Origin of the sequence: Microbacterium sp. S1037 (assembly GCF_048381605.1) — a bacterium.
Taxonomy (GTDB): Bacteria; Actinomycetota; Actinomycetes; order Actinomycetales; family Microbacteriaceae; genus Microbacterium; species Microbacterium testaceum_B.
The window spans coordinates 1,135,392-1,158,488 of record NZ_JBLWIG010000001.1 but is presented as its reverse complement, the minus strand read 5'-3'; the positions used below and the strand labels follow the sequence as shown (position 1 = coordinate 1,158,488).

The 23,097-nt window shown below is 71.7% G+C and carries 20 protein-coding genes; 9 read left to right on the top strand and 11 right to left on the bottom strand.

Annotation, left to right across the window (positions count from 1 at the left end; all coding sequences use genetic code 11):
* Positions 1–228: 228 nt before the first annotated feature.
* The 4 genes from recQ to ACMW4R_RS05115 all read right to left on the bottom strand — a co-directional run bounded on the left by recQ (position 229) and on the right by ACMW4R_RS05115 (position 4,417).
* Positions 229–2,262, bottom strand: a complete 2,034-nt coding sequence (gene recQ, locus ACMW4R_RS05130) for a DNA helicase RecQ (protein ID WP_058597580.1) — start codon at positions 2,260–2,262, stop codon at positions 229–231.
* A gap of 65 nt (positions 2,263–2,327) precedes the next feature.
* Entirely contained in the window at positions 2,328–3,782 is a 1,455-nt protein-coding gene (locus tag ACMW4R_RS05125; RefSeq protein WP_418299338.1) for a cation acetate symporter, read from the bottom strand.
* Entirely contained in the window at positions 3,779–4,171 is a 393-nt protein-coding gene (locus ACMW4R_RS05120) for a heavy metal transporter (RefSeq protein ID WP_418299337.1), read from the bottom strand. The genes ACMW4R_RS05125 and ACMW4R_RS05120 overlap by 4 nt, the downstream gene beginning before the upstream one ends.
* A gap of 54 nt (positions 4,172–4,225) precedes the next feature.
* Entirely contained in the window at positions 4,226–4,417 is a 192-nt protein-coding gene (locus ACMW4R_RS05115; RefSeq protein ID WP_058629586.1) for a hypothetical protein, read from the bottom strand.
* 25 nt (positions 4,418–4,442) lie between these two features.
* Here ACMW4R_RS05115 and ACMW4R_RS05110 point away from each other — a divergent pair, with 25 nt between their 5' ends.
* Complete coding sequence (locus ACMW4R_RS05110) at positions 4,443–4,958, top strand: CGNR zinc finger domain-containing protein (protein WP_058597576.1); 516 nt, start codon at positions 4,443–4,445, stop codon at positions 4,956–4,958.
* 109 nt (positions 4,959–5,067) lie between these two features.
* Here the strand turns inward: ACMW4R_RS05110 and ACMW4R_RS05105 are convergent, their stop codons facing one another.
* The 4 genes from ACMW4R_RS05105 to ACMW4R_RS05090 are packed head-to-tail and all read right to left on the bottom strand — an operon-like array spanning position 5,068 to position 9,471.
* Positions 5,068–5,778 (bottom strand): LytR/AlgR family response regulator transcription factor, encoded by a 711-nt coding sequence (locus ACMW4R_RS05105; RefSeq protein WP_058627120.1) that lies wholly within the window; start codon positions 5,776–5,778, stop codon positions 5,068–5,070.
* Positions 5,775–6,947, bottom strand: a complete 1,173-nt coding sequence (locus ACMW4R_RS05100; RefSeq protein ID WP_418299336.1) for a sensor histidine kinase — start codon at positions 6,945–6,947, stop codon at positions 5,775–5,777. Before ACMW4R_RS05100 ends, ACMW4R_RS05105 begins: the two co-directional genes overlap by 4 nt.
* Before the next feature lie 13 nt (positions 6,948–6,960).
* Complete coding sequence (locus ACMW4R_RS05095) at positions 6,961–7,197, bottom strand: YbdD/YjiX family protein (RefSeq protein WP_058613737.1); 237 nt, start codon at positions 7,195–7,197, stop codon at positions 6,961–6,963.
* Positions 7,198–7,206: 9 nt separating this feature from the next.
* A complete protein-coding gene (locus tag ACMW4R_RS05090) occupies positions 7,207–9,471 on the bottom strand; it encodes a carbon starvation CstA family protein (RefSeq protein WP_058597572.1) in 2,265 nt (754 codons plus the stop codon).
* Positions 9,472–9,714: 243 nt separating this feature from the next.
* On the opposite strand from ACMW4R_RS05090, the gene ACMW4R_RS05085 reads away from it, so the two are divergent.
* The 6 genes from ACMW4R_RS05085 to ACMW4R_RS05060 all read left to right on the top strand — a co-directional run bounded on the left by ACMW4R_RS05085 (position 9,715) and on the right by ACMW4R_RS05060 (position 15,669).
* Entirely contained in the window at positions 9,715–10,053 is a 339-nt protein-coding gene (locus ACMW4R_RS05085; RefSeq protein WP_058613736.1) for a GNAT family N-acetyltransferase, read from the top strand.
* On the top strand, positions 10,050–11,069 hold the full coding sequence (locus tag ACMW4R_RS05080) for a pirin family protein (protein ID WP_418299335.1): 1,020 nt from the start codon (positions 10,050–10,052) through the stop codon (positions 11,067–11,069). The genes ACMW4R_RS05085 and ACMW4R_RS05080 overlap by 4 nt, the downstream gene beginning before the upstream one ends.
* Before the next feature lie 129 nt (positions 11,070–11,198).
* Positions 11,199–11,756, top strand: a complete 558-nt coding sequence (locus tag ACMW4R_RS05075) for an ECF transporter S component (RefSeq protein WP_418299334.1) — start codon at positions 11,199–11,201, stop codon at positions 11,754–11,756.
* Positions 11,757–11,820: 64 nt separating this feature from the next.
* Positions 11,821–13,578, top strand: a complete 1,758-nt coding sequence (locus ACMW4R_RS05070) for an ABC transporter ATP-binding protein (protein ID WP_418299333.1) — start codon at positions 11,821–11,823, stop codon at positions 13,576–13,578.
* Positions 13,575–14,366, top strand: a complete 792-nt coding sequence (locus ACMW4R_RS05065) for an energy-coupling factor transporter transmembrane component T family protein (RefSeq protein WP_418299332.1) — start codon at positions 13,575–13,577, stop codon at positions 14,364–14,366. The genes ACMW4R_RS05070 and ACMW4R_RS05065 overlap by 4 nt, the downstream gene beginning before the upstream one ends.
* Positions 14,367–14,430: 64 nt before the next feature.
* On the top strand, positions 14,431–15,669 hold the full coding sequence (locus tag ACMW4R_RS05060) for an LCP family protein (protein WP_418299331.1): 1,239 nt from the start codon (positions 14,431–14,433) through the stop codon (positions 15,667–15,669).
* Positions 15,670–15,718: 49 nt separating this feature from the next.
* Here ACMW4R_RS05060 and ACMW4R_RS05055 read toward each other — a convergent pair whose 3' ends face one another.
* Positions 15,719–16,855, bottom strand: a complete 1,137-nt coding sequence (locus tag ACMW4R_RS05055) for a M15 family metallopeptidase (RefSeq protein WP_058614372.1) — start codon at positions 16,853–16,855, stop codon at positions 15,719–15,721.
* A gap of 135 nt (positions 16,856–16,990) precedes the next feature.
* Here ACMW4R_RS05055 and ACMW4R_RS05050 point away from each other — a divergent pair, with 135 nt between their 5' ends.
* Positions 16,991–18,421: an AAA family ATPase gene (locus ACMW4R_RS05050; protein WP_418299330.1), complete on the top strand. Its 1,431-nt coding sequence runs from the start codon at positions 16,991–16,993 to the stop codon at positions 18,419–18,421.
* Positions 18,422–18,563: 142 nt separating this feature from the next.
* Here the strand turns inward: ACMW4R_RS05050 and ACMW4R_RS05045 are convergent, their stop codons facing one another.
* Positions 18,564–19,250 carry a hypothetical protein gene (locus ACMW4R_RS05045; protein WP_153001366.1) on the bottom strand — a complete coding sequence of 229 codons (687 nt, stop codon included), beginning with the start codon at positions 19,248–19,250 and terminating at the stop codon, positions 18,564–18,566.
* A gap of 137 nt (positions 19,251–19,387) precedes the next feature.
* On the opposite strand from ACMW4R_RS05045, the gene ACMW4R_RS05040 reads away from it, so the two are divergent.
* A complete protein-coding gene (locus tag ACMW4R_RS05040) occupies positions 19,388–20,491 on the top strand; it encodes an Rv2578c family radical SAM protein (protein ID WP_058627297.1) in 1,104 nt (367 codons plus the stop codon).
* A 68-nt stretch (positions 20,492–20,559) separates the two neighbouring features.
* Here the strand turns inward: ACMW4R_RS05040 and ACMW4R_RS05035 are convergent, their stop codons facing one another.
* The gene (locus ACMW4R_RS05035) at positions 20,560–22,785 is read right to left on the bottom strand and encodes a DEAD/DEAH box helicase (RefSeq protein ID WP_418299329.1); all 2,226 of its coding nucleotides are present in this window, start codon (positions 22,783–22,785) and stop codon (positions 20,560–20,562) included.
* Positions 22,786–23,097 lie beyond the last annotated feature (312 nt).

Genomic DNA, 23,097 nt, shown 5'->3' with positions numbered 1-23,097 from the left:
GGCGCGGCGGCTCGGCGGGGGTCGCCCTCGCGAGGCGAGACTGCATCCAGCTGACAAAACCATTGCAGCGTGCAGTGGGGTTGTCAGCTGGATGCAGTCTCGCCGGCTTGGGCTGGCCGGGGGCGGGGAGCGGGGCGCGGGGGCTGGGGGCCGGGGCGGGGGCGGCCACCTCGCGTGGAATCCCCGAGGCGAGGTCCCTGAGCTCGTCGATGGGACCGAGACTCCGCGTCAGTTCGCGGCGACCACCGTCAGGATGCCGTCGCCGTACGCCTCGCGCTTCTTGGCGCCGATGCCGGTGATGCCGTCGAGGTCGCCGGTCGACGCGGGACGCGCGGCCGCGATGGCCCGGAGCGTGGCGTCACCGAACACGATGTACGCCGGAACGCCCTGTTCGCGGGCCTTCTCGGCGCGCCACGCGCGCAGAGCCTCGAAGAGGTCGCGGTCACCCGGAGCCACGTCGTCGGCGCTGGACTTCCGCGGGCGCGAGGAGCCCCCGCCGGTGCGGCCCAGGACGTCGCGGCGGAGCGGCACCGGCGTCTCACCGCGCAGCACACCCGCCGACGCCTCGCTCAGCGCGAGGGTGCCGTAGTCGCCCTGGGCGACGATGATCCCCCGGGCGAGCAGCTGACGGATGACGCTCCGCCAGTCCTGATCGGAGAGGTCGGCGCCGAGCCCGTAGGTGCTGAGCCGATCGTGCCCCTGCTGGGAGATGCGCTCGGTCTTCGCTCCACGGAGGATGTCGATCAGGTGCCCCGCCCCGAACGCCTGACCCCGCTCGCGCTGCAGGCGGACGATGGTCGACAGCAGCTTCTGCGCGGCGATCAGCCCGTCCCACGTGTCGGGCGGGGTGAGGCACGTGTCGCAGTTGCCGCACGGTTCGGACTTCTGACCGAAGTAGTCGAGGAGGTTCTGGCGGCGGCATCCGACCGTCTCGCACAGGGCGAGCATGGCGTCGAGGTGTTGACCCAGACGCATCTTGTAGGAGCGATCGCCGGGCGATTGGTCGATCATGCGGCGCTGCTGCACCACGTCGCCGAGGCCGTACGCCATCCACACGACCGAGGGGTCACCGTCGCGGCCGGCGCGGCCGGTCTCTTGGTAATAGCCCTCGACCGACTTGGGCAGGTCGATATGGGCGACGAAGCGCACGTCGGGCTTGTCGATGCCCATGCCGAACGCGATCGTGGCGACCATGATCACCCCGTCTTCGCGCAGGAAACGGGACTGGTTCGCGGCGCGCACGGAGGCGTCGAGACCCGCGTGATAGGGCAGGGCGTCGAGGCCCTGCGTCGAGAGATAGGTCGCCATCTGTTCGACGCTCTTGCGGCTCAGCGCGTAGACGATGCCGGCAGAGCCCTCGGGCTGACTCTTGATGAACTGCACGAGCTGGCGTCGCGGGTCGACCTTGGCGTCGATGCGGTACTGGATGTTGGGGCGGTCGAAGCTCGCGACGAAGCCGCGGGCGTCGCGCAGCCGCAGCCTCTCGACGATCTCTTGCGCGGTGGCGGGAGTCGCCGTTGCCGTGAGCGCCATGCGCGGCACCCCGGGGAAGCGGTCGGCCAGATCGCCGAGCGCGAGGTAGTCGGGGCGGAAGTCGTGACCCCACTGCGACACGCAGTGCGCTTCGTCGATCGCGATCACGCTCAGACGTCCGCGCGAGAGCAGCCCGAGCGTCTGCGCGCCGTTGAGCCGCTCGGGGGCGACGTAGAGCAGGTCGAGCTCGCCCGCGAGGTACGCCTGCTCCACCGCCTGACGCTCGGCGGGGGCCTGCGTCGAGTTGAGGTACCCGGCGCGCACGCCGTTGGCGATGAGCGCTTCGACCTGGTCGTGCATGAGGGCGATCAGCGGGCTGACGACGAGCCCCGTGCCGGGCCGCACGAGCGCGGGCACCTGGTAGGTGACGCTCTTGCCACCTCCGGTGGGCATGAGGACCACGGCGTCTCCGCCGTCGACGACGTGCTGCACGATGTCGGCCTGGTCGCCGCGGAAGGCGTCGTACCCGTAGACCTCGTGAAGGACCTCGCGCGGGTCGCGACCGGTGAAGTCGCGCACCGCCGGGAGTTCGCGCGCGGTGCCGGTCGCGGCCGCGGCGCGCGCGAAGGCGGAGGTGGGGTCGACGGGCGGCGGTGGAGCATCGAGATCGTCGGGCGGGGCGAAGAGATCGGGATCCCAGTCGACGTCGGCGTACGGGTCGTCGTACCCGCCGAACGGCTCGGGCGGCGCGTCGGCGTAGGGCTCGGGGGCGGCGCCGGAAGAAGTCACCCGTCCACGGTAACCCGGGGCACCGACACCCGCGTGGGACGGTCCGGGCATCTGTGGACGGTGGCTCACGAATCCGGGGTGTGCAGACGAGCCAGGTACCGCTCGACGCGGAACGGAACCCCCGCGCGATCGCTCAGCGACACCGCCACGATCACGGCGGTGGTCAACGGGATCGTCCAGGCCGCGGGCTGTGCGAGAACGGCGCCCCAGCCCCCGGCATCCGGGATCATCCCTCCGGCCACGAACGCCGCACCACACGCGATCGCACCCACCACCATGCCCGCGACCGCGCCCCGCGCCGTCAGACGCGGCCACCAGACGCCGAGCAGCAGCACGGGCGAGAGCGTGGATGCCGCGAACACGAACACCGCGCCGACGCTCGACACGAGACCCGCGGGTTCGGTCAGCAGCGCGACCGCCAGCGGCACCACCGTGCAGAGCACCGCCGACAGGCGGAACGAACGGACGCTGCCGCCGAACACGTCCTGGCTGACCACGCCCGCGAGCGAGACGACCAGACCGGACGAGGTCGCGAGGAACGCGGCGAAGGCTCCCGCGACGATGAGCGCCGTGAGCAGCTCGCCGACCACGCCGGGGAGAAGGCGCGAAGGCAGGGCGAGCACGACGGTGTCGGCGAGGCCGCGCACCGCCAGATCGGGCGCGACCACCCGGGCGATGAGTCCCATCGTCGACGACACGGCGTAGAACGCGCCGATGAGCACGATGACGACGACGGTCGTGCGTCGCGCCGACCCGCCGTTCGGGCTCGTGTAGAAGCGCACGAGCACGTGCGGGAGCCCGATCGTGCCGAGGAGAAGGGCGAGGAGCAGCGACACCGTGGCGTAGGTGTCGACGGCACCGGGGCCGTCGGCGGCCGGGAAGATCGCGGCCGGGTCGAGGTCGCGCCCGCCCTGCGACAGCGCGACGAGGAGGAACACCGCGGGCACGAGCAGCGCGGTGAGCTTGAGCCAGTACTGGAACGCCTGCACGGCGGTGATCGCGCGCATGCCTCCCGCGGCGACGATCCCGGCGACGAGGGTGGCCACCACCACGGCACCGGTCCACCGGGGCACATCGGCCACGACGCCGAGGGCGAGGCTCGCCCCGTGCAGCTGCGGCACGATGTACAACCAGCCGATCATCAGCACGACGACACTCGTGATCCGCCGGGCCGCGCGCGACTCGAGCCGCGCCTCGACGAAGTCCGGGATCGTGTACGCACCGCTTCGTCGCAGCGGCGCCGCGACGAAGAGCAGGACGAGCAGATACCCGGCCGCGTACCCGATCGGGAACCAGAACCCCTCGGAGCCCGAGAGCAGCACGAGGCCCGCGAGCCCCAGGAACGTCCCGGCCGAGAGGTACTCGCCGCTGATCGCCGAGGCGTTCCACACGCTCCCGACGCTGCGCGAGGCGACGAAGAAGTCCCCGGTCGTGCGTGACAGGCGCACGCCCGAGAAGCCCAGCACCGCGGTGACGACGACCAAGAGCCCCACCGCGGCGAGATCGAACACCGGGTTCACGCGTCGGATCCGGGGTCGGCGAGGTGGCGGTAGCGCCGTTCGTTGCGCGCCGCCGCGCGCACGAAGATGAGCGCGAAGACGAGGATCAGCGGATAGAAGCCGTACGCCTGCGCGAGCCACGACAGCGGCACGCCGAACAGCACCGGATCACCGAGCGCGGGAAGCGCTGCGATCGCGAACGCGAACGCCCCCGCCACGACGAGGAACGCGGCCACGCAGCCGATCGCGAGACGGAGCTGCGCGCGGACCAGCCCGCGCGAGAACACGTCGTCGGCCTCGTCGGGAGCGTGTCCCGGCAGCGCGAAGCCGCGCGTCGCCGGGCGCGGCACCCGAGCGGATCCGGATGCCGTGACCCGGACGCGCGGAAGGCGCGGCGTCTCGTCGGTCATGGCCTCCCATCGTGGCATCCGGGGCGGTCGGCGTCGATGCGCGTCCTCTCGTTCTCACACCTCCCGGGACAGCGGGACCGGGGGCGTCGCGGCGGCGGGATCGAGGTCGACGCGGCGGGCGCGGCACCCGGTGCACCGCACGTAGCGCACGCGCCCATCGCTCGTCGCGTGCACCGATTCGGTGACCCACGCGTGCTCGTGGACGGATGCCGTGACGGGAAGCGAGAGGGTGTCGGGGGCGCTCATGGAGCCAGCGTGCTGTAATGCCCTTATGCATCTCAACCCTTACGGCGAGTACGCGGTCCTGCTCGCCGCGTCACTCGCGAACGACTGGCCCGCCGACCGCGACGGCGTGGAGCAGAGGGCGAGGGAGCTGGGTATGTCGATGGAGTTCCCCGTCGGCGCCGACGATCACGAGCGCACGCGCGAGGTCATCGACGCGTGGTTGCGGGTCGTCGACGAGCCCGATCACGACGCCCGCGCCGCCCTGCTGAACGCGCAGATGGCCGAAGTGACGGCCTACCCCCGGCTGACGAACCACAACGGGGAGGGCTGGCACCTGCACTACCGCGACGAGAACGACGCGCTCCCGCGCGTGCTCGCCGCGGTCATCTCGGTCGGCACCGCGCTGCACCTCGTCACGCGGGGTCAGGACCGCCTCGGCCGCTGCGCGGCGGAGCCCTGCGTCAACGTCGTCGTCGACGTCACACGCAACGGACGCCAGCGGTACTGCTCGGTGCGCTGCGCGAATCGCGCGGCCGTGCGCCGGCACCGCGCGCGTGGGTAATGCCGGCGCACGCGAGAGCATGTCCCACTTTTTGCCGCCTGAGACCGTCCCCCGCAGCACATTTCGGGACATACTCCGCGAAAAGTGGGACATGCTCTCGCCGGGCGCCTCAGCGCAGCAGAGCGTCGCGCACCGACGGCACGAGCCGACGGCTGACCGGCAGCTCGATCTCGGCCAGGACCACCGACGGCGCCGGACCCGACAGGCGCACCTCGACGATGGCATCCCGATGCACGAGGTACGACCGGTGCACGCGGACGAAGCCGGCATGCGCCCAGCGATCGGCGAGATCGGACAGCGGCAGACGCACCAGGTGGTCGCAGGTCGGGGTGTACAGCCTTGAGTAGTCGCCGCTGGCCTGGACCCACCTGATCTCGGCGCGACGAACCAGGCGCGTGGTCGACCCGACGGTCACCGCGATCGTCTCGTCGTCGTCTGCGTCGGCGCCCGCGCCCGCGCCCGCCGCGAGGGCACGCCCGAGCGAACGGCTGAGGCGCTCGGCGCGGACGGGCTTGAGCACGAAGTCGACGGCCTCGACGTCGAACGCCTCGACGGCCCCCGCGTCGTCGGCGGTGACGAAGACGACCGCGGGTCGCTCGCGCAGGCGCGCCAGAGCGCGAGCGAGGTCGAACCCCGAGAGCCCCGGCATGTGGATGTCGAGGAACGCCACCGCGACGTCGACCGTGTCGAGGATGCGCAGGGCCTCGGCCCCGCTCGCGGCCGCGTGCACCTCGGCCACGCGCGGGTCGGCGGCGAGCAGCGCGACCAGTTCGGCGCGCGCCGGCGCCTCGTCGTCGGCGACCAGAACCGCGACGCTCACGGCAGCGCCGTCTCGTGCTGCGGCTGCGACTTCGGCACCCGCAGGCGCACGGCCGTGCCCGAGCCGACGTTCGTCTCGACCACCAGACCTCCCGCGGGTCCGTAGAGCTGCCGCAGGCGCGCGTCGACGTTGCGCAGCCCCACGTGGGTCGATGCGGCATCGAGGTCGAGCAGGGTCGCGAGCTCCTCGGGGTCCATCCCGATCCCGTCGTCGTCGACGACCACCTCGGTGTGCGTGCCGTCGTCGATCGAGGTCACCGTGATGACCCCGCCGCGCTCTCCCGGCTCGAGGCCGTGCCGCACCGCATTCTCGACGAGTGGCTGCACCGACAGGAACGGGATGACCGTCGCGAGCGTTTCGGGCGCGATCCGCAGGCGAACCGACAGCCGGTCGCCGAACCGGGCGCGCTCCAACTCGAGGTAGGAGTGGATGCTGCGCAGCTCTTCGGCCAGCGTCGTGAACTCGCCCTGGCGGCGAAACGAGTACCGCGTGAAGTCGGCGAACTCGAGGACGAGGTCGCGAGCGCGTGGCGGATCGGTCGAGATGAACGAGGCGATCGCGGTGAGCGCGTTGTAGATGAAGTGCGGACTGATCTGCGCCCGCAGGGCGCGCAGCTCCGCCTCGGCGAGCGCCGCGCGCGAGGCGTCGAGACCCGCGAGCTCGAGCTGCGCCGCGCACCACTGCGCGACATCACCCGTGGCGCGCACGAGCGGTCCCCGCACGGGCGACGCGAAGGCGATCACGGCGCCCCAGACGCGCCCGTCCACGACGATCGGCGCCCCCACGGCATCGCCGTCGCTCTCGGTGAACACCTGCCGGCGCCCGGTCTCGCGGACGCGGGCGGCGATGCGGCGCGCCGACGCGGTCAGCGTCTCGGGGCCGTCCAGCGCGACGCGACCCTCGGCCGCATCGACGATCGCCACGGCGTCGGCGGCGAGGAGCGTCCGCAGGTGCTTGGCCGCGCGGGCGGCATCCGGTTCGTCCCGTCCCCCGCGGAGGGCGGATGCCGCCGCGGCGGCGAGGTGCAGGGTCCGATGCGTCGCCCGCTCGGCGTCGCTCCCCAGGTCGCGCGGCGCGAGAGCGAAGCGGCGTGCGAGAACCAGCGCGAGGGTCAGCGCCGCACCGACGACGACCCCCGCGGCCCCGGCGAGCAGCGGTGCGTCGAGCATGCTCGCAGCCTAGTCAGCAGCAGCGCGCGCCGGGGTCGGCATCCTGGTCCGCCGCACGCTGCCGCCAGAACTGCCGTTCGGTCAGGGGCTCCTCCCCCGGGTGGTGCACCCGGTGGTGCGCGACGTACACGTCGTAGGCACGGTCGCCCATGAGTGTCGTGACATACCACCGGATGCCACGCCCGAGCCGCGCGAGGCGCACCCCGAGGCGAGTGAGAGCCGGACCGGATTCCGCGTGTGACAGAGCCATGACGACCTCTCAGTGGTGCGCCGACGCGGTCGGACGGGCGGGGTGGTCGGCGGGGAGGGCCTCCCACTCCTTCTCGATCTCGCGCTCGGCCTTCGTGGCGAGGAAGCCGGCGGGAGCGAAGCGACGGGATGCCACGGGGGCGTCCTCGAGGTCGGCACCGCCGCCGTTGCGCAGGGCCTTGATCGTCACGATCACGGCCATGACGATCACGACGATCGCCAGCGTCACGAAGATCACCGACAGCACGCCCTGCACGAAGGTGTTGCGCACGACCGCCTCCATCGCGGCGACCGTCTTCGCGGTGCCGAACTCGGTCTTCCCCGCGGCGAGCGCATCGCGGAACGCGAAGTGGTTCGCCCAGTACCCCACCGCCGGAACCGGCGAGAAGATCTTGTACATCGACGCGGTGATCGTGACGACGGCGGCGAACGCCAGGGGCAGGGCAACGATCCACAACCAGCGGAAGTACGACCGGCCCCGCTTCGCGACGATCGCCAGCACCACGGCGAGCGCGATCGCGGCGAGCAGCTGGTTCGCGATGCCGAACAGCGGGAAGAACGTGTTGATGCCGCCGAGCGGGTCGGTCACGCCGAGGATCAGGATCGATCCCCACCCGGCGACCATGACCGCCGTGCAGATCCAGACGCCGGGACGCCACGACAGGTCCTTGAACTTCGGGATCACGGTGCCGATCGAATCCTGGAGCATGAAACGGGCGACGCGAGTGCCGGCATCCACCGCCGTGAGGATGAAGAGGGCCTCGAACATGATCGCGAAGTGGTACCAGAACGCCATCATCGCCTGACCGCCGAGGGCCTGCTGCATGATGTGCGCGAGACCGAGCGCGAGGGTCGGTGCACCGCCGGTGCGCGAGACGATCGAGGTCTCCCCCACGGCCGCCGCCGTGGTCGTGAGCATGTCGGGCGTGAGGTTGACGCCCGCGAGCCCCAGCCCGTTCACGAACGCGACGGCTCCCTCGACCGTGCCCAGGGTGGCCGCGGGCGAGGCGTTCATGGCGAAATAGATGCCGCGGTCGATCGAGAGGGCGGCGACGAGCGCCATGATCGCCACGAACGACTCCATGAGCATTCCGCCGTAGCCGATGAAGCGCGTCTGGCGCTCCTTCTCGACGAGCTTGGGCGTCGTGCCCGAGGCGATGAGCGCGTGGAACCCGCTGAGCGCACCGCACGCGATCGTGACGAAGAGGAAGGGGAAGATCGGGCCGCTGAACACCGGACCGGTCTGTCCCCCGGCGAACTCGCTGAATGCGGGTACCGAGATCTCGGGACGCACGAGCACGATGGCGCCGGCGAGCATCACGATGACGCCGACCTTCATGAAGGTCGAGAGGTAGTCGCGGGGAGCGAGCAGCAGCCAGACCGGCAGCACCGCGGCCACGAAGCCGTAGACGATGATGCCCCACGCGATGACGGAGCGGTCGAGGTGGAAGGCGGCGTAGCCCCACTCGGTCGAGGCGACCCAGCCGCCGGCGATGATCGCGCCGATCAGCAGGACGAAGCCGATGATCGAGATCTCGGTGATGCGGCCCGGGCGGATGTAGCGCAGGTAGAGGCCCATGAAGAGGGCGATCGGGATCGTCATCGACACGCTGAAGACGCCCCACGGGCTCTCGCCGAGCGCGTTGACGACGACGAGCGCGAGGATCGCGACGATGATCAGCATGATCAGCAGGCTCGCGAGGATCGCGGCGGTGCCGCCGATCTTCCCGAGCTCGTCGCGGGCCATCTGACCGATCGTGCGACCACCGCGGCGCATCGAGAAGAAGAGGACGAGGTAGTCCTGCACGGCGCCCGCGAGGATCACGCCGACGATGATCCAGATCGTGCCGGGGAGGTAGCCCATCTGCGCGGCGAGCACGGGCCCGACGAGGGGACCGGCGCCGGCGATGGCGGCGAAGTGGTGGCCGTAGAGCACGCGGCGGTCGGTGGGGACGTAGTCCTTGCCGTCCGCCTTGCGCTCGGCGGGGGTGGCCCGACGGTCGTCGGGACGCGTGATGTAGCGCTCGATCACCTTCGAGTAGAAGCGGTAGCCGATGAGGTACGTGCAGACGGCGGCGAACACGAACCAGATCGCGTTCACCGTCTCGCCGCGCACGATCGCGAGCATGGTCCAGGCGAGGCCGCCGAGCAGCGCGATCGCGACCCACAGCGCGATCTTGGCCGGGGTCCATCTGCTCCGGAGCTTTTCGGGCGGAACGGCGACCGGGGGAAGGGTCGGGTCGGTGACGACGTCGTCGTCGACGGAAGCGCTCATGTTGTCTCCTGCTCGCGGCGTTGCGGACTCGCACAGTGAACCGGATGCCGCGCGCCCGAGGCCGCGGCATCCGTCGATCGTGCGGTGAGCGGCGTGAACGGTGCGGTGAGCGGTGCGGCGGGGCCCTCACTCCCGCTGTCCCGGGCTCGCCGAGGGGGCCGGAGGCTTCGACGTTTGTCGAGGGGGTGCGGAACACCGCACGGCCCCCGTACGTTGCTGAAGAGACCGACGACAGGAGGCGCCATGACCGACGCACTGACCGTGACCCGCAACGACGACGCCCACCGCTACGAGATCCACGTGGGCGAGGAGCTGGGCGGGTTCCTCGAGTTCCGCCCGGCCGGCGAGGGCCGGCTCGTCCTCCCGCACACCGAGGTCGATCCCGCGTTCAAGGGACGCGGCCTCGGCTCGACGCTCGCGAGCGAAGCCCTGGGCGATCTCGCCCGCCGAGGCGACAGCGTCATCCCCTCGTGCCCGTTCGTTGCGCACTACCTCCGCGAGCACGACGTTCCCGGCCTCGTCATCGAGTGGCCGCACGACACCGACGCGGCCGATTCGGCCGACCCCAGCGAACCGGCATGACCCGCCTCGACGTCGCGCCGGAGGCATCCGAGGGCCCCGTCGAGTGCGACGGACCCCGCGCCCTCGTGGTCGAGGCGCGCGAGGTTCCGCTGGGTGGCGTCCGCGCGATGGAGGTGCACCGCACGCTGCCGCACCGCGCGCTGCCGATGGTCGGCGCGTGGTGCTTCCTCGACCGGTTCGGCCCGCAGGAGACGCTCATGCGCGTCGAACCGCACCCGCACATCGGCCTGCAGACGGTGACCTGGCCGATCATCGGGGAGGTCCGCCATCGGGATGCCGTGGGCAGCGACGTCGTGGTGCGACCGGGCGCGCTGAACCTCATGACGAGCGGCGAGGGTATCGCCCACTCGGAGTACTCGGTCGGCGACGAGGCGATCCCGCTGGACGCCCTGCAGCTGTGGGTCGCGCTCCCCGAGTCACGCCGCCACGGGGCTCCCGCTTTCGAGCGGCACGAGGATCTCCCCGTCCTCGATCTCGGCGACGGCGCGGACGCGGTCGTCGTCATGGGCGAGCTGGGCACGGTGACCTCCCCCGCGACCGTGCACACGCCGATCGTGGGGGCCGAGCTGCGTCTCCCGGCCGGCGTCCGCGTGCGCATCCCTCTGAGACCTGACTGGGAGCATGCACTCTACGGAATGATCGGCACCGCGGATGTCGAGACGGGAATGGATGCCGTCGACGCCGACGCAGCGCGCCGCTCGTCGCCCGCCCTGAAGGACGGCGGTGTGGCATCCGTCGACGGATCCCGCCTGCTCTACCTCGGCACGGGCAGGGACCACGTCGACGTCGTGAGCGTCGACGGCGCCCGTGTCTTCCTGCTCGGCGGGGAACCGTTCGAGGCGGACATCGTCATGTGGTGGAACTTCGTCGGCCGGTCGCACGACGAGATCGTCGAGGCGCGAGAGGCGTGGGAGGCTCGCGCTCCGCGCTTCGGCGAGGTCGTCGACCACGGCCCCGAGCGCATCCCCGCTCCGCCGCTCCCCGCGGTGCGCCTGACGCCACGCCGGCGGCGCTGACCCGCCCGCCCACCCCCATCGAGTGTCCAAGAAACCCGGGAATCGAGCGCGTCTTTTCCGGGTTTCTTGGACACTCGACGTCGAGAGACGCGCGCACCGACGCTGCGCGGCCGCCGATACGCTGGCCCCATGGCCCCGGCATCCGTTCTCTCGACCCGCGTGCTGCTCGTCTGCGCGGCGATCGGGGTGGGGACGGGCATCCTCGGCGGGGCCGCCGGCTGGCTGACCCTCGCGGTCCTGGCGGCGGCGCCGTGGGCCTACGGACTCGTCCTCGGCTCGCACGTTCTTCCCGGGATCATCGCGCAGCAGGTCATCCGCCGCCCCTGGGTCGCCCTCGTCACCCACGTGCTCGCCGCCCTCGTCGCGAGCGCGATGGCGCCGCAGTGGACCTTCCGCTTCCTGGGCACCGCGATCCTGATCGGCGGGATCCAGGAGGGCGTGGCGGCCCTCACCCGTTACCGCGTGTGGGCGGCGGCCCGCTTCTTCATCTCGGCGGTCATCGTCGGCGTCGTGATCGCCGTCCCGGTGTGGTTCGCGGGCGACGTCGCGAGCCTCGCCCCGATCGCGCGGGTCGCGGCGGTGGCGATCAGCATCCTGGGTCCGGTGGCGTGGACGGCCGTGGGCCTCGGCATCGGCTCGGGGCTGCGCGGCGCGGGCGTGGCGCGCGGTCTCTCGACACCGAGATGAGCGCGGACCGCCCGAGTTAGGGTGCACTAAGTTGGGGGGCGTACGCGCTTCCGAGGACTCGCCCGTGACCACTCGCCCCCACCCCGTCGCCGCCTCCGCCGCGGCGGACACGGCGGCGTTGCTGAGCCTGCGAAACGTGACGATCACGCACCTCGAGGCGAGCGCCCCCACACCCTCGGCCGTGAGCTTCGACGTCCACCCGGGCGAGGTCGTGCTGATCCTCGGCCCGAGCGGCTCCGGCAAGTCGACTCTCGCCCTCGCGATGAACGGCCTCGTCCCGCACACCGTCCCGGCGACGGTCGAGGGCATGGTGCGGGTGGCGGGACAGGATGCCGCGACCGCGACGGTCGCCGAGCTCGCCACCACGGTGGGCATGGTCTTCCAAGACCCGGACGCCCAGCTGATCACCGGGACGCTGCTCGACGAGGTCGCCTTCGGTCCCGAGAACCTGCGCCTTCCCGTCGCCGACGTGCTCGCGCGCGCGGAAGCGGCCCTGCGGCGGATGGGCCTCTGGCACCGGCGACATGAGTCGCCGGATGTTCTCTCCGGCGGCGGTCGGCAACGCCTCGCGATCGCGTGCGCCCTCGCGATGGGCTCGCCCCTCCTCGTGCTCGACGAGCCCACGGCCAACCTCGACCCGGCCGGCGTCGACGACGTCTACTCGGCGCTGCGCGACGTGGTCGCCGCGGGCGATCGGGCCATCGTCCTCGTCGAACACAACCTCGACGCGGCGGTCGAGCTCGTCGACCGCGTCGTCGTGCTGGACGGAACCGGATGCCTCGTCGCCGACGGTCCGGTCGACGCGATCCTGCGCGACCGCGCCGCCGATCTCCACGCGCTCGGCGTGTGGCTCCCCACGGCGACCCTCGCGGCGCTCCGCCTCGAGCAGAGCGGCCACCGTTTCGACCGGCTGCCGCTCACGCCGGCCGAGCTGCGCGCGGCACTGGTCGACACCCCCGAGCCCGTCGCGGCCGCCGCTCCCCTGCGGGCGCCGCACCGCGGCGACGCCCTGGTGCGCGTCGAGGGGTTGCGACTCTCGCGCGGGCGCACGCCCGTGCTGCACGGGGTCGACCTCGAGGTGAGGGCGGGCGAGTTCGTCGCCGTGGTCGGTGCGAACGGCGCGGGAAAGACGACGCTGGTCCAGGCGATCGCGGGGGTCCTGCGTCCCCCGCGCGGGACCGTGCGGATCGACGGACTCGACGTGCGCCGCGTCGACGCACGCGCCCTGTCGCGGCACGTGGGTTTCGTGTTCCAGAACCCCGAGCACCAGTTCATCGCGACGACGGTGTTCGACGAGATCGCGCACGGCCTGCGGGCGCAGCGTCTCGACGGTCGCCGCCTCGACGACGCCGAGGTGCGCCGGCGCACCGACGACCTGCTCGCCCGCTTCGGTCTGGCGGACAAGGCCGGCATCCATCCCTTCCTCCTCTCCGGCGGCCAGAAGCGACGACTGTCGGTGGGGACGGCGCTCGTCGGCGGCGCGCGGCTGCTCGTGCTCGACGAACCGACGTTCGGACAGGACCGCGCCCGCGCAGACGAACTGCTCGCGCTCCTCGACGACCTGCGCGAGAGCGGCACGACGATCATCGTGGTGACGCACGACATGCAGGTGGTCGCCGAACACGCCGACCGACTGATCGTCGTCGACGACGGGCGCATCGTGGCGGACGGCCCCACCGCGCACGTCTTCGCGGACGACGCGCTCCTCGCGCGCGCCGGGCTCCGGCCGCCGCCCCTGCGCGAGGCGTTCGCCGGACTCTCAAGTCACCCCGAGCTCGCGGCGATCACCCGTCTGCGCGACCTCCCCGGCGGTGCGGGATGACCGCGGTCGCGGAGGTCGCCGGCCGCGAGGAGGGGCGACGCGGCCTCGCCGTGGTGAATCCGCTCGCGAAGTTCACCGGACCCCTGCCCGCGATGATCGCCCTCGTCTTCGTCCGCGACCTCACGAGCCCGCTCGTGTTCCTCGTTCTCGCTTCCCTCGTCCTGCTACTCGGCACTCGTCTCACCCGGCGGGTGGTCGGCATCCTGATCGGCGTGATCCCGGCGGCCACCGTCGTCGTCGCCGTCGGGTTCGCGCTGTGGGTCGACCCCGAGCGCGTCGAGGGCACCAGCGAGGTCCTTCGCGTGGGCGATTGGGCACTCACGGAGGGTGCGCTGGCCATCGGCCTCGCCACCGGACTACGGCTCGCGGCGATCATGACCCTCGCCTTCATCGGCGGACTCACGACCGAGGGCTCCGACCTCGTGCGCGCACTCGTCCAGCAGCTCCGCGTGCCGTACCGGATCGGATACGCGGCCCTCGCCGCGATCCGGTTCGTCCCGCGTTTCGGGCACGAGCTCGCGGTGATCCGTCAGGCGCACCGCATCCGGGGTGCGCGCGGCGGCTTCCTGTCGGCTCCCGCACGGTGGGCGGGGTACGTCGTCCCGCTGCTCGCCGGCGCGATCCGGCACGCCGAACGCGTCGCGCTCGCGATGGACGCCCGCGCCTTCGGCGCCCACCCCGACCGCACCGAGCGCCACCGGGTTCCGTGGCGCCGACGAGACACGGTGTTCGTCGCGCTCTGCTGGGCGGTGTCGGCCGCCGTGTTCGTCGTCGTGCGTCCGTTCTGAGCGATTCGCGCGCCGGGGCTCCGGCATCCGTCCCCCTAGACTCGGGGAAACCTCAGGAGAAGCCATGCCCCGGCGCCGTCGCACCGTCGCGCAACACGCTCGTCTGCGCTCCCCTCACCCGTTCGCGCAGCTGGTAAAACTGCTCGCCGTCGCTGCCACGGTCGTGCTCGTCGCGGTCGCCGGCGTCACGGCGTACACCGCGGTCGATCTGACCTCGGAGTACGTCGCCGAGGCCGTCGTGGTCGAGAACCAGCCCGCGATCCCGCCCGACCTCGGGCAGCTCGAGGGCGGCGTGAACATGATGGTCGTCGGCATCGACGCGTGCGAGGAGCACCTGAAGGCCCTGTTCGGCGAACGGTGCGAAGGTCCGGATGCCGAGGGCCAGCTGAACGACGTCAACATCCTGCTGCACATCTCCGACGCACCGCGTCGGGTGACGGTCGTGTCGTTCCCGCGCGATCTGCTCTTCGAGGCCCCGGCGTGCGACACCCCCGACGGCGGACGGTGGGGCGGCGGGTACGTGCAGATCAACGAGATCTACTCTCACGGCGGGCTGTCGTGCGTCATGACCGCGGTGTCGGACATGAGCGGGCAGCAGGTGCAGTTCGGCGCGATGGTGACCTTCGGCGGCGTGATCGAGATCACCAACGCGATCGGCGGTGTCGAGATCTGTCTCGCGAGCCCCATGCGCGACGAGAACACCGCGATCGACTGGCCCGCGGGCCCCCGCACGATCCAGGGCTACGAGGCGTTGCAGTTCCTCCGCACTCGCTACGGCGTCGGCGGCAGCGACCTCGCGCGCATCAGCAACCAGCAGCAGTACATGTCGCGCCTGGCACGCAAGCTCGTCAGCGAAGAGGTGCTCTCGAATCCCGCGACGGTGTTCCGTCTGGCGTCCACGGGACTGCGCAACGTCACGCCCACCCAGAGCCTCACCAATCCGCTGACGCTCGTCCAGATCGCCTCCGCGGTCAAGGACGTGCCGTTCGAAGACATCGTGTTCGTGCAGTACCCGACGGTGACGGCGAGTTCCGACGCGAACCGGGTCGAGCCGAACTACGCCGCGGCGCAGGTGCTGTGGGACGCGCTCTCGGCGAACCAGGGGATCGAGGTCACCGGTGCGGTCGGCGCGAACGACGGCGTCGTCGCGGAGCCCGCCCCCGGCGAGACCGCCGCGCCGACCGATGCTCCCGAGGTCGAGCCGGGCACCGTCGACCCGACCACCGGGTCCGTCGCCCTTCCGGAGTCGATCACCGGCTCGAGTGCGGCGCAGCAGACCTGCAGCAACGGCGTCGTGAACTGACGCGCCGGCGCGTCACGGGCGCGCCGCTGGTGACCGCGCGCCGCATCCCTCAGTAGCTCGGCGCGGCCGGGAGGTTGAAGAAGGCCTCGAGGGTCGAGTACCCGCCGTCGTGGTACGCCTGGGCGAGCTCGGGCCCGATGTACCGCAGGTGCCAGGCCTCGGGCTCGTAACCCGACACGCTCTCCTGCCCGTCCACGTAGCGGACGATGAAGCCGTACTCCCACGCGTGATCGCGCACCCACGCGCCCTGCGACGAGCCGGCGATGTCGTCGAGCGACCCGCACGAACCGCTGCACGGCACGATGTCGACGGCCATTCCGGACTGGTGCTCGCTGTACCCCGCGCGGGCGCTCTCGCGATCGGCCGCCTCGACGCCGCCCACCGCGACGCGACCGGCGTAGGTCTCTTGCTGCGTCGCGTACGAGCGGAAGGCGCTGAGGTATCCGATCTCGCCCGCACCCGCATCGTCGGCTGCGCGCACGAGGGACGACAACGCGTTCGCCGCCGACGACCGCATCGCGCTCTGCTCCAGCGCCCGGACGCCGTCGGGCATGACGAGGTCGTCGGGGCGCCAGTCGACCGGATCGTAGGGGCGCTGCTTGTTGACCACCACCCACTGATGCGTCGGATCGCTCAGAGAGACGCACGGGGCGATCCCGGATGCCACGGCGTCACGGAAGGTCGCTCCCCCTCCGGCCGCGGCGATCGCCGCCCCGTCGTCCTTCGCGGCGAGAGCGGCGGTGAAGGCGGGGTTGTCGCACGGCGTCGCGGCCGCGGGGGCGGCGGCGAGGGTGGGGACCGGCAAGCCCTCGGCGGGAACGGCCGGGGGTCCCTGCACCACGGCCACCGCGTCGGCGCCGGCGGCGTTGGCCGGGCCCGCGGCATCCTGTGATCCTCCGGTGACGGCTGCGCCGATCGCGACCGCGCACGCCGCGACGACGATGATCCCCGCGGCCGCCACCGCGATACGTCGGCGCAGAAGGAGCGCGCCGAGCGCCGTGCGCGGGCTCTCGCCGTCACGCCTCGCACGTCGCGTGAGGGGCTGCTCGGCGGGGACGTGCTCCTCGAAGGTGGACCGGCGGGGGCCGGATTCGGCGCCGGCGATCGGGATGGCCGCCGTCGCCCGACGTTCGGCCTCCGCGCGCGCGGCGCGACGGGTCGGGAACGTCGGATCAGAGGAGCTCATTCACCCCATTGTCCCCCGAGCGCTCACCCGGGTCGACCCGGGCGGGGGCTCGCTCGGTGAATCCTCGGTTGCGACCTGGCGAGGGCGAGGGCACGCTGGGAAGACCGTGTCCCGATCCGAGGGAGAGGAGCACCCATGCTCGACGACGACGATCGCGACCTCATGCGCGCTGTCCGGAGCTACCTGAAGCACGTCGAACGACTCGCCGCCACCGAAGCCGCCGGCGAACGCACGCCCCTGGGTGTCGCGCTCAGCGAGCACCTGGGCGTGGACGCCGCGTCCGTGCCCGTCCTGACCGAGACCGTCCCGCCACACCGGCTGGTCGATGCCGACATCGCCCTCGACGAACTGACGACCACAGGTGGGGGAACCCTCCTGGGCGTCACCGGCGGAGAGCAGCGTCTGCACTCCTCCGTCGCCGACCTGATCGCCAACGCGCATACCCGCTTCGCCCCCGGGCCGGTGTCGTACGAGATGCGGGCGACCGGACCGCACACCGAGCGTCGCGTGGTGGCCTTCGGCGTGCGCCTGCTGTCGTTCGCGGGACACCCGATCGTGATCGTCCAACGCGGCGCCTCGCCCCGCCACGGCGAGCAGACGGCCCGCCTCGAGGTGCTGAGTGCGGATCAGGATGCCGCGACCTCGCTGATCGCCGAGCTGCGGCGCCTGATGGTCGAGCGCAGCGTCCTGAAGGGGCGGGTGCTGTCGTTCGTGCCGACGGAGTACGGCCACGACGCGGGCGCGACGTTTCTCGAGCGTCCCGACGTGCACGCCGACGACATCGTGCTCGAGGAGGGGGTCCTCGAGCGGGTGGTCGAGCACGTGGTCGGCGTCGGCGAGCACCGTGAGGCCCTTCGCGCGGCGGGACAGCACCTCAAGCGCGGCGTCCTCCTCTACGGCCCACCCGGAACCGGGAAGACCCTGACGGTTCGGCACCTCCTGTCGCGGACCCCCGAGACCACGGCGGTCGTCCTGACCGGCTCGAGCATCCGTTTCATCGCGGCGGCGGCCGAGATCGCCCGGACCTTCCCGCCGTCGCTCGTCGTGCTGGAGGACATCGACCTCGTCGCCGCCGATCGCGGGTACTCGCCGCAACCGATCCTCTTCGAGGTGCTCGACGCGCTGGACGGCCTCGAGGGGGACGCCGACGTCGCGTTCGTCATGACGACCAACCACGTACACATCCTCGAAGAGGCACTGGCCGCCCGGCCCGGCCGCGTCGACCTCGGCGTCGAGATCCCCCTTCCGGGACCGGACGCGCGACGCCGGCTCTTCCGTCGCTACGCCGCGAACCTCCCCCTGTCGGATGACGCACTGGATGCCGCCGCCGCCCGCGCCGAGGGAACCACGGGGTCGTTCGCGAAGGAGCTGATCCGCCGAACGGTCCTCCTCGCCGCGGTCCGCGGGGATGGCACCGCGGTCACCGACGCCGACCTGGAGACGGCCCTGGACGATCTGCTGTCGTCGGGTGCCGCTCTCACGCGACTGCTGCTCGGGGCGCGGACCGGTGGTGACGACGCGACCGAGCCGCCAGAGTTCCACCACGGAGCCTCGTACCACCCCTGACCCCGGGGGCATGGACCGGGGCGGCGTGCGGAGCCGGGGGGCGTGGCCCCGGGGTGCGCGGCCCCGGGGTGCGTGGACCCGGGGTGCGTGGCGCGTGGACCCGGGGTGCGTGGACCCGGACGGCCGCGCGGAGCCGTGCGGATCAGGAGATGAAGTCGAGGGCGATCCGACCGGCGTAACCGAAGCCGACGACGACCGTGAAGAGCCCGGAGACCAGCAGCAGACCCGGGTGGGCGAGACCGATGACGACGCGGCGCGTCCGCGGCACCTCGGCGAGCATGCGGTCGGGGATGCGGTGCGACGACGGGACCGCCGCCCACCCGCGCAGGCGCGCGAGGTAGCTCACGCATCGCAAAACGAGCGCGGCCCACAGGATCACGATCACGGTGGGGACGATCGTCGCGAAGATGCCCGCCGCCTCGTCCCACGCGACGTCGGGATCGGGTCCCGCGTCGGCGGTCAGCTGGACGGCGACGGCGGCACCGACCACGACCGACCCCATCCACAGCACGACCGCGCTCATCAGCCCGACGAATCGAGACGCGAAGTGTCCGAGGATCGACTCCTCGTATTCGAGGTGGGTGCGCGGCGTCTGCGAGAGCACGAGGAGGGTCGCGAGCAGCGACGGCAGGACGAGGGCCGCCGAGATCACCATGCGGAGACCGTGGGGGAGGTCGAAGATGTTGCACACGGCGAGCAGCAGGACCATCGCGCCGACCCAGATCCACCCGGCGGCGGTGGGGTGTTCACTGACGAACCGCGGATGCAAGGGCTCGAGACGCCGCCCCGACCGAGCGAGCAGTCGCTCACCCCTGACACCTGAGCTCACAGGCCTGCCCTCCCGCCGGTCCGCCGTATGGGCGTGCTGTCACTCTAACCATGCCGACGACGCACGGGGCATTGCATATCTTCGATGAGAAACGCTTCCACCTTGCGATTCATTCGAATCTGTGTTCGACTCTTTCCATGAGGTGGCAGGGGCAGCAGCTGGGTGTCGACGATACCGCCGCACTGCCCGGCATGGAGCGGATGGACGGGCTCGTCCGCTCGGTGACCACGCCGGAGTTCGCGGGAATGACCTTCCACGAGGTGCTCTGCAAGAGCGCGCTGAACCGCGTTCCCGGGGTCTCGGCGATGCCGTTCGACTGGACGGTGAACCCGTATCGGGGCTGCAATCATCAGTGCGTTTACTGCTTCGCCCGCAAGACGCACGAGTACCTCGACCTCGATTACGGCAACGACTTCGACTCGCAGATCGTCGTCAAGGTCAATGTCGCCGACGTGCTGCGCACCGAGTTGCGCCGGGGATCGTGGACCCGCGAGCCGGTCATGCTCGGAACCAACACCGACCCGTACCAGCGCGCCGAGGGCCGCTACCGCCTCATGCCCGAGATCATCGGCGCGCTCGCCGAGAACCGCACACCGTTCTCGATCCTCACCAAGGGCACGCTTCTGCGGCGCGACCTGCCGCTTCTCTCGGACGCCGCCCGCCAGGTCAAGGTGTCCCTCGCGATGTCGATCGCCGTCTTCGACGACACCCTGCAGCGGTCGATCGAGCCCGGGACCCCCAGCGCCGAGGCGCGACTCGAGACCGTGCGCGCGGCGACCGCGGCGGGCTTCCGCGTCACGGTGTTCCTGATGCCGATCCTGCCGCACCTCACCGACTCGGTCGCCGTGCTCGACGACGCGCTCGCCCGCATCCGAGCGGCCGGTGCCGCGCGCGTGGTTTACGGAGCCCTGCACCTCCGACCCGGCGCCAAGCAATGGTTCCTCGAGTGGCTCGAACGCGAGCATCCGCACCTGGTGTCGTCGTATCGGGGTCTTTACCCCGGCGTCTCGGTCTCGGCCCCCAAGGCCTACCGCACCTGGCTCGGCAAGCGCATGCGCCCGCTCCTGCGGATGCACCGCCTCGACGGCTGGGATGAAGACGACCACCCCCGCGGACGACCGCAGCCCGGGCTGGCCGCACGCACGCCGACGACCAGCAGCCTCGGTCCGGTGCGAGGCACCGGGGGCTCGGCATCCGTGAGACCCCGTGTCGCCCCCGCGAGCGAGCCGACGCTGTTCTGAGCGCACGGGACTCCGAACGCACGAGACCCCCGCCGCGAAAGGCGACGGGGGTCTGGTGAACGGCCGGATCAGGACGTGACGTCGGCCAGCTGGCGGCCCGAGATCTCTTCGATCAGGTCGTCGCCGAGCTGTGCGGGCTCGAAGGGCGCGTCGATCTCGGCACGGTCGAGCAGCTCGGTCATCCGACGCTGACGCTGACGCGTGATGAGGGTCACGACGGTGCCGCTGCGACCGGCGCGGCCGGTGCGGCCCGAGCGGTGCAGGTACGTCTTGTACTCGTCGGGGGCGTCTGCCTGGATGACCAGATCGATGTCGTCGACGTGGATGCCACGAGCGGCGACGTCGGTGGCGACGAGCACGTTCACGCGACCCGAGGTGAGCTTCTCCAGGTTGCGGGTGCGCTTCTGCTGGTTCAGGTCACCGTGCAGGGCGACCGCGGCGATACCGGCCTCGTCGAACTGCTCCGCGAGCATCTCGGCGTAGGCACGGGTGCGGGCGAAGACGAGCGTCTTGCCGTCGCGGTCGACCAGCGACCCGAGGATCTCAGCCTTGTCACGGTGGTCGATCACGAGGACGCGGTGGTCGATCGTGCCCGAGTCCTGGTCCTCACCGGCGACCTCGTACACGGCCGGCTCGACGAGGAACTCGTCGACCAGCGCGGCGACCTCGCGGTCGAGGGTGGCCGAGAAGAGCAGCTTCTGGCTGCCGTCGGCGGTTGCGCGAAGGATCCGCTGCACCGGCTCGAGGAACCCGAGCTCGCACATGTGGTCGGCCTCGTCGAGGACGGCGATCTGCACGTCGGACAGGTCGAGCTTGCCCTGGTTGAGCAGGTCCTCGATGCGGCCGGGCGTCCCGATGACGATGTCGACGCCCTTCTTGAGCGCACCGACCTGGCGTGCCTGCGGCACGCCGCCGTAGACCTGCGTGGTGAACAGGCCCACGCTGCGCGCGATGACCTGGACGGTGCGGTCGATCTGCAGCGCGAGCTCACGGGTCGGAGCGAGGATGAGCGCCTTCGGCGCACGGCCGAACTCGCGGCGCTTGCCCGCCTGCGCGCGCAGGATGCTCTCGACGAGCGGGGCGCCGAAGGCGATGGTCTTGCCCGAGCCGGTGCGGCCTCGGGCGAGGACGTCACGGCCCTCGAGGATCGGCTTCACCGTGGCGGCCTGGATCGGGAAGGGGCTCGCCGCACCGAGACCGGCGAGCGCGCGGACGATGTTGTCGCCGAGTCCGAGGTCGGCGAAGCCGGCGTCAGTCACGGTCGCGGCGTCGACGGCCTCGGCCTGCAGACGCTCGTGGACGACATCGACGCGCTGCTCGTGCTCGGCGGAGCGCTTGGGGGTGGCGTTCTCCCCACGCCCACTCCACCCGCCGCTGTCGCGGCGGGCGGAGCCTCCGGGCGCGTGGGCCCAATCGCTGCGGCTCGGGCCGTCGGCGCGACGCGGGCGGTCGTCGAAGGAACGCTGCGGGCGGTCGCTGCGGTCGAAGGAACGCGCCGGGCGGTCGTTACGGTCGAAGGAACGCGCCGGGCGGTCATCGAAGGAGCGACGCGGGCGCTCGTCACGGTCGAAGGAGCGCTGAGGGCGGTCGCCGGCGTCACGGCGGGGACGCTCGTCACGATCGAAGGACCGCGCGGGACGGTCGTTCCGGTCGAACGAACGCGCCGGGCGGTCATCGAACGAGCGACGCGGACGCTCGTCGCGGTCGAACGAACGCGCGGGACGGTCGTTCCGGTCGAAGGAGCGGGCGGGGCGATCACCCGCGTCACGACGAGGACGCTCGTCGCGGTCGAACGAACGCGCAGGACGGTCGTTCCGGTCGAACGAGCGGGCCGGGCGGTCGCTGCGGTCGAAGGTCCGGGCGGGACGCTCCCCGGCATCACGACGAGGACGCTCGTCACGGTCGAACGAGCGCGCGGGGCGGTCGAACGAGCGGGCCGGGCGATCGCCGAAGTCACGACGCGGGCGGTCGTCGAACGAACGCGCCGGACGCTCGTCGCGGCTGCCGGCCGTGGCATCCCGATCCGAACGACCGAAGCGGTCGTCGCGAGCCGAGTGACGGATGCTGCGGGCCTCGTCGCGACCGGCACGGTCGGACGCGCTCCAGCGGCGCTTGTCGGGAGCGGCTTCAGCCTCGGGGCGGTACCCGCGGTGGTTCGGGCTCTTGCTGCCGGGCTTGGCGGGCGCCTCGGCGCCGGGGCGGCGCTTGCGGTCCTGGAACGAGGTCTTCGCGCCGTAGCGCGGCTCGAAGTTCTTCGCGGCGCGGCCGCCGGCGGGCTTCTTGTTCTTGGGCATGGGGGACTTCCTGGGTTCTGTTCGCGCGAAACAGCGGCACCGCTCGTGGCGGTGCGAAACCCGGAACGTCGTCGGCCGGGGGCCATTCACTGATGATGGTCGAGGCCGCGATCGCGTCCTGTCCATCGGCCCCTTGGACTCACAAACCCATCCGCGCATCACACGCGGTGTCCAGAGCCGACCCGCCCACGTTACAGGTCGCGCCTGGGAATGGCATCCATGTCGCCCCCATCGATCCTCGTCCCACTTATGGCCGGTGCCAGTCATCCGCACCCTCTACAACAGGGACATACACCGCCATATGTGGGACGA

Coding starts and splice junctions, on each gene's coding strand:
- ACMW4R_RS05120 (WP_418299337.1), bottom strand. CDS start 4,171: ATGACCGACGAGACGCCGCGCCTTCCGCGCGTCCGGGTCACGGCATCC.
- ACMW4R_RS05115 (WP_058629586.1), bottom strand. CDS start 4,417: ATGAGCGCCCCCGACACCCTCTCGCTTCCCGTCACGGCATCCGTCCAC.
- ACMW4R_RS05110 (WP_058597576.1), top strand. CDS start 4,443: ATGCATCTCAACCCTTACGGCGAGTACGCGGTCCTGCTCGCCGCGTCA.
- ACMW4R_RS05100 (WP_418299336.1), bottom strand. CDS start 6,947: ATGCTCGACGCACCGCTGCTCGCCGGGGCCGCGGGGGTCGTCGTCGGT.
- ACMW4R_RS05095 (WP_058613737.1), bottom strand. CDS start 7,197: ATGGCTCTGTCACACGCGGAATCCGGTCCGGCTCTCACTCGCCTCGGG.
- ACMW4R_RS05090 (WP_058597572.1), bottom strand. CDS start 9,471: ATGAGCGCTTCCGTCGACGACGACGTCGTCACCGACCCGACCCTTCCC.
- ACMW4R_RS05085 (WP_058613736.1), top strand. CDS start 9,715: ATGACCGACGCACTGACCGTGACCCGCAACGACGACGCCCACCGCTAC.
- ACMW4R_RS05080 (WP_418299335.1), top strand. CDS start 10,050: ATGACCCGCCTCGACGTCGCGCCGGAGGCATCCGAGGGCCCCGTCGAG.
- ACMW4R_RS05075 (WP_418299334.1), top strand. CDS start 11,199: ATGGCCCCGGCATCCGTTCTCTCGACCCGCGTGCTGCTCGTCTGCGCG.
- ACMW4R_RS05065 (WP_418299332.1), top strand. CDS start 13,575: ATGACCGCGGTCGCGGAGGTCGCCGGCCGCGAGGAGGGGCGACGCGGC.
- ACMW4R_RS05060 (WP_418299331.1), top strand. CDS start 14,431: ATGCCCCGGCGCCGTCGCACCGTCGCGCAACACGCTCGTCTGCGCTCC.
- ACMW4R_RS05055 (WP_058614372.1), bottom strand. CDS start 16,855: ATGAGCTCCTCTGATCCGACGTTCCCGACCCGTCGCGCCGCGCGCGCG.
- ACMW4R_RS05050 (WP_418299330.1), top strand. CDS start 16,991: ATGCTCGACGACGACGATCGCGACCTCATGCGCGCTGTCCGGAGCTAC.
- ACMW4R_RS05040 (WP_058627297.1), top strand. CDS start 19,388: ATGAGGTGGCAGGGGCAGCAGCTGGGTGTCGACGATACCGCCGCACTG.
- ACMW4R_RS05035 (WP_418299329.1), bottom strand. CDS start 22,785: ATGCCCAAGAACAAGAAGCCCGCCGGCGGCCGCGCCGCGAAGAACTTC.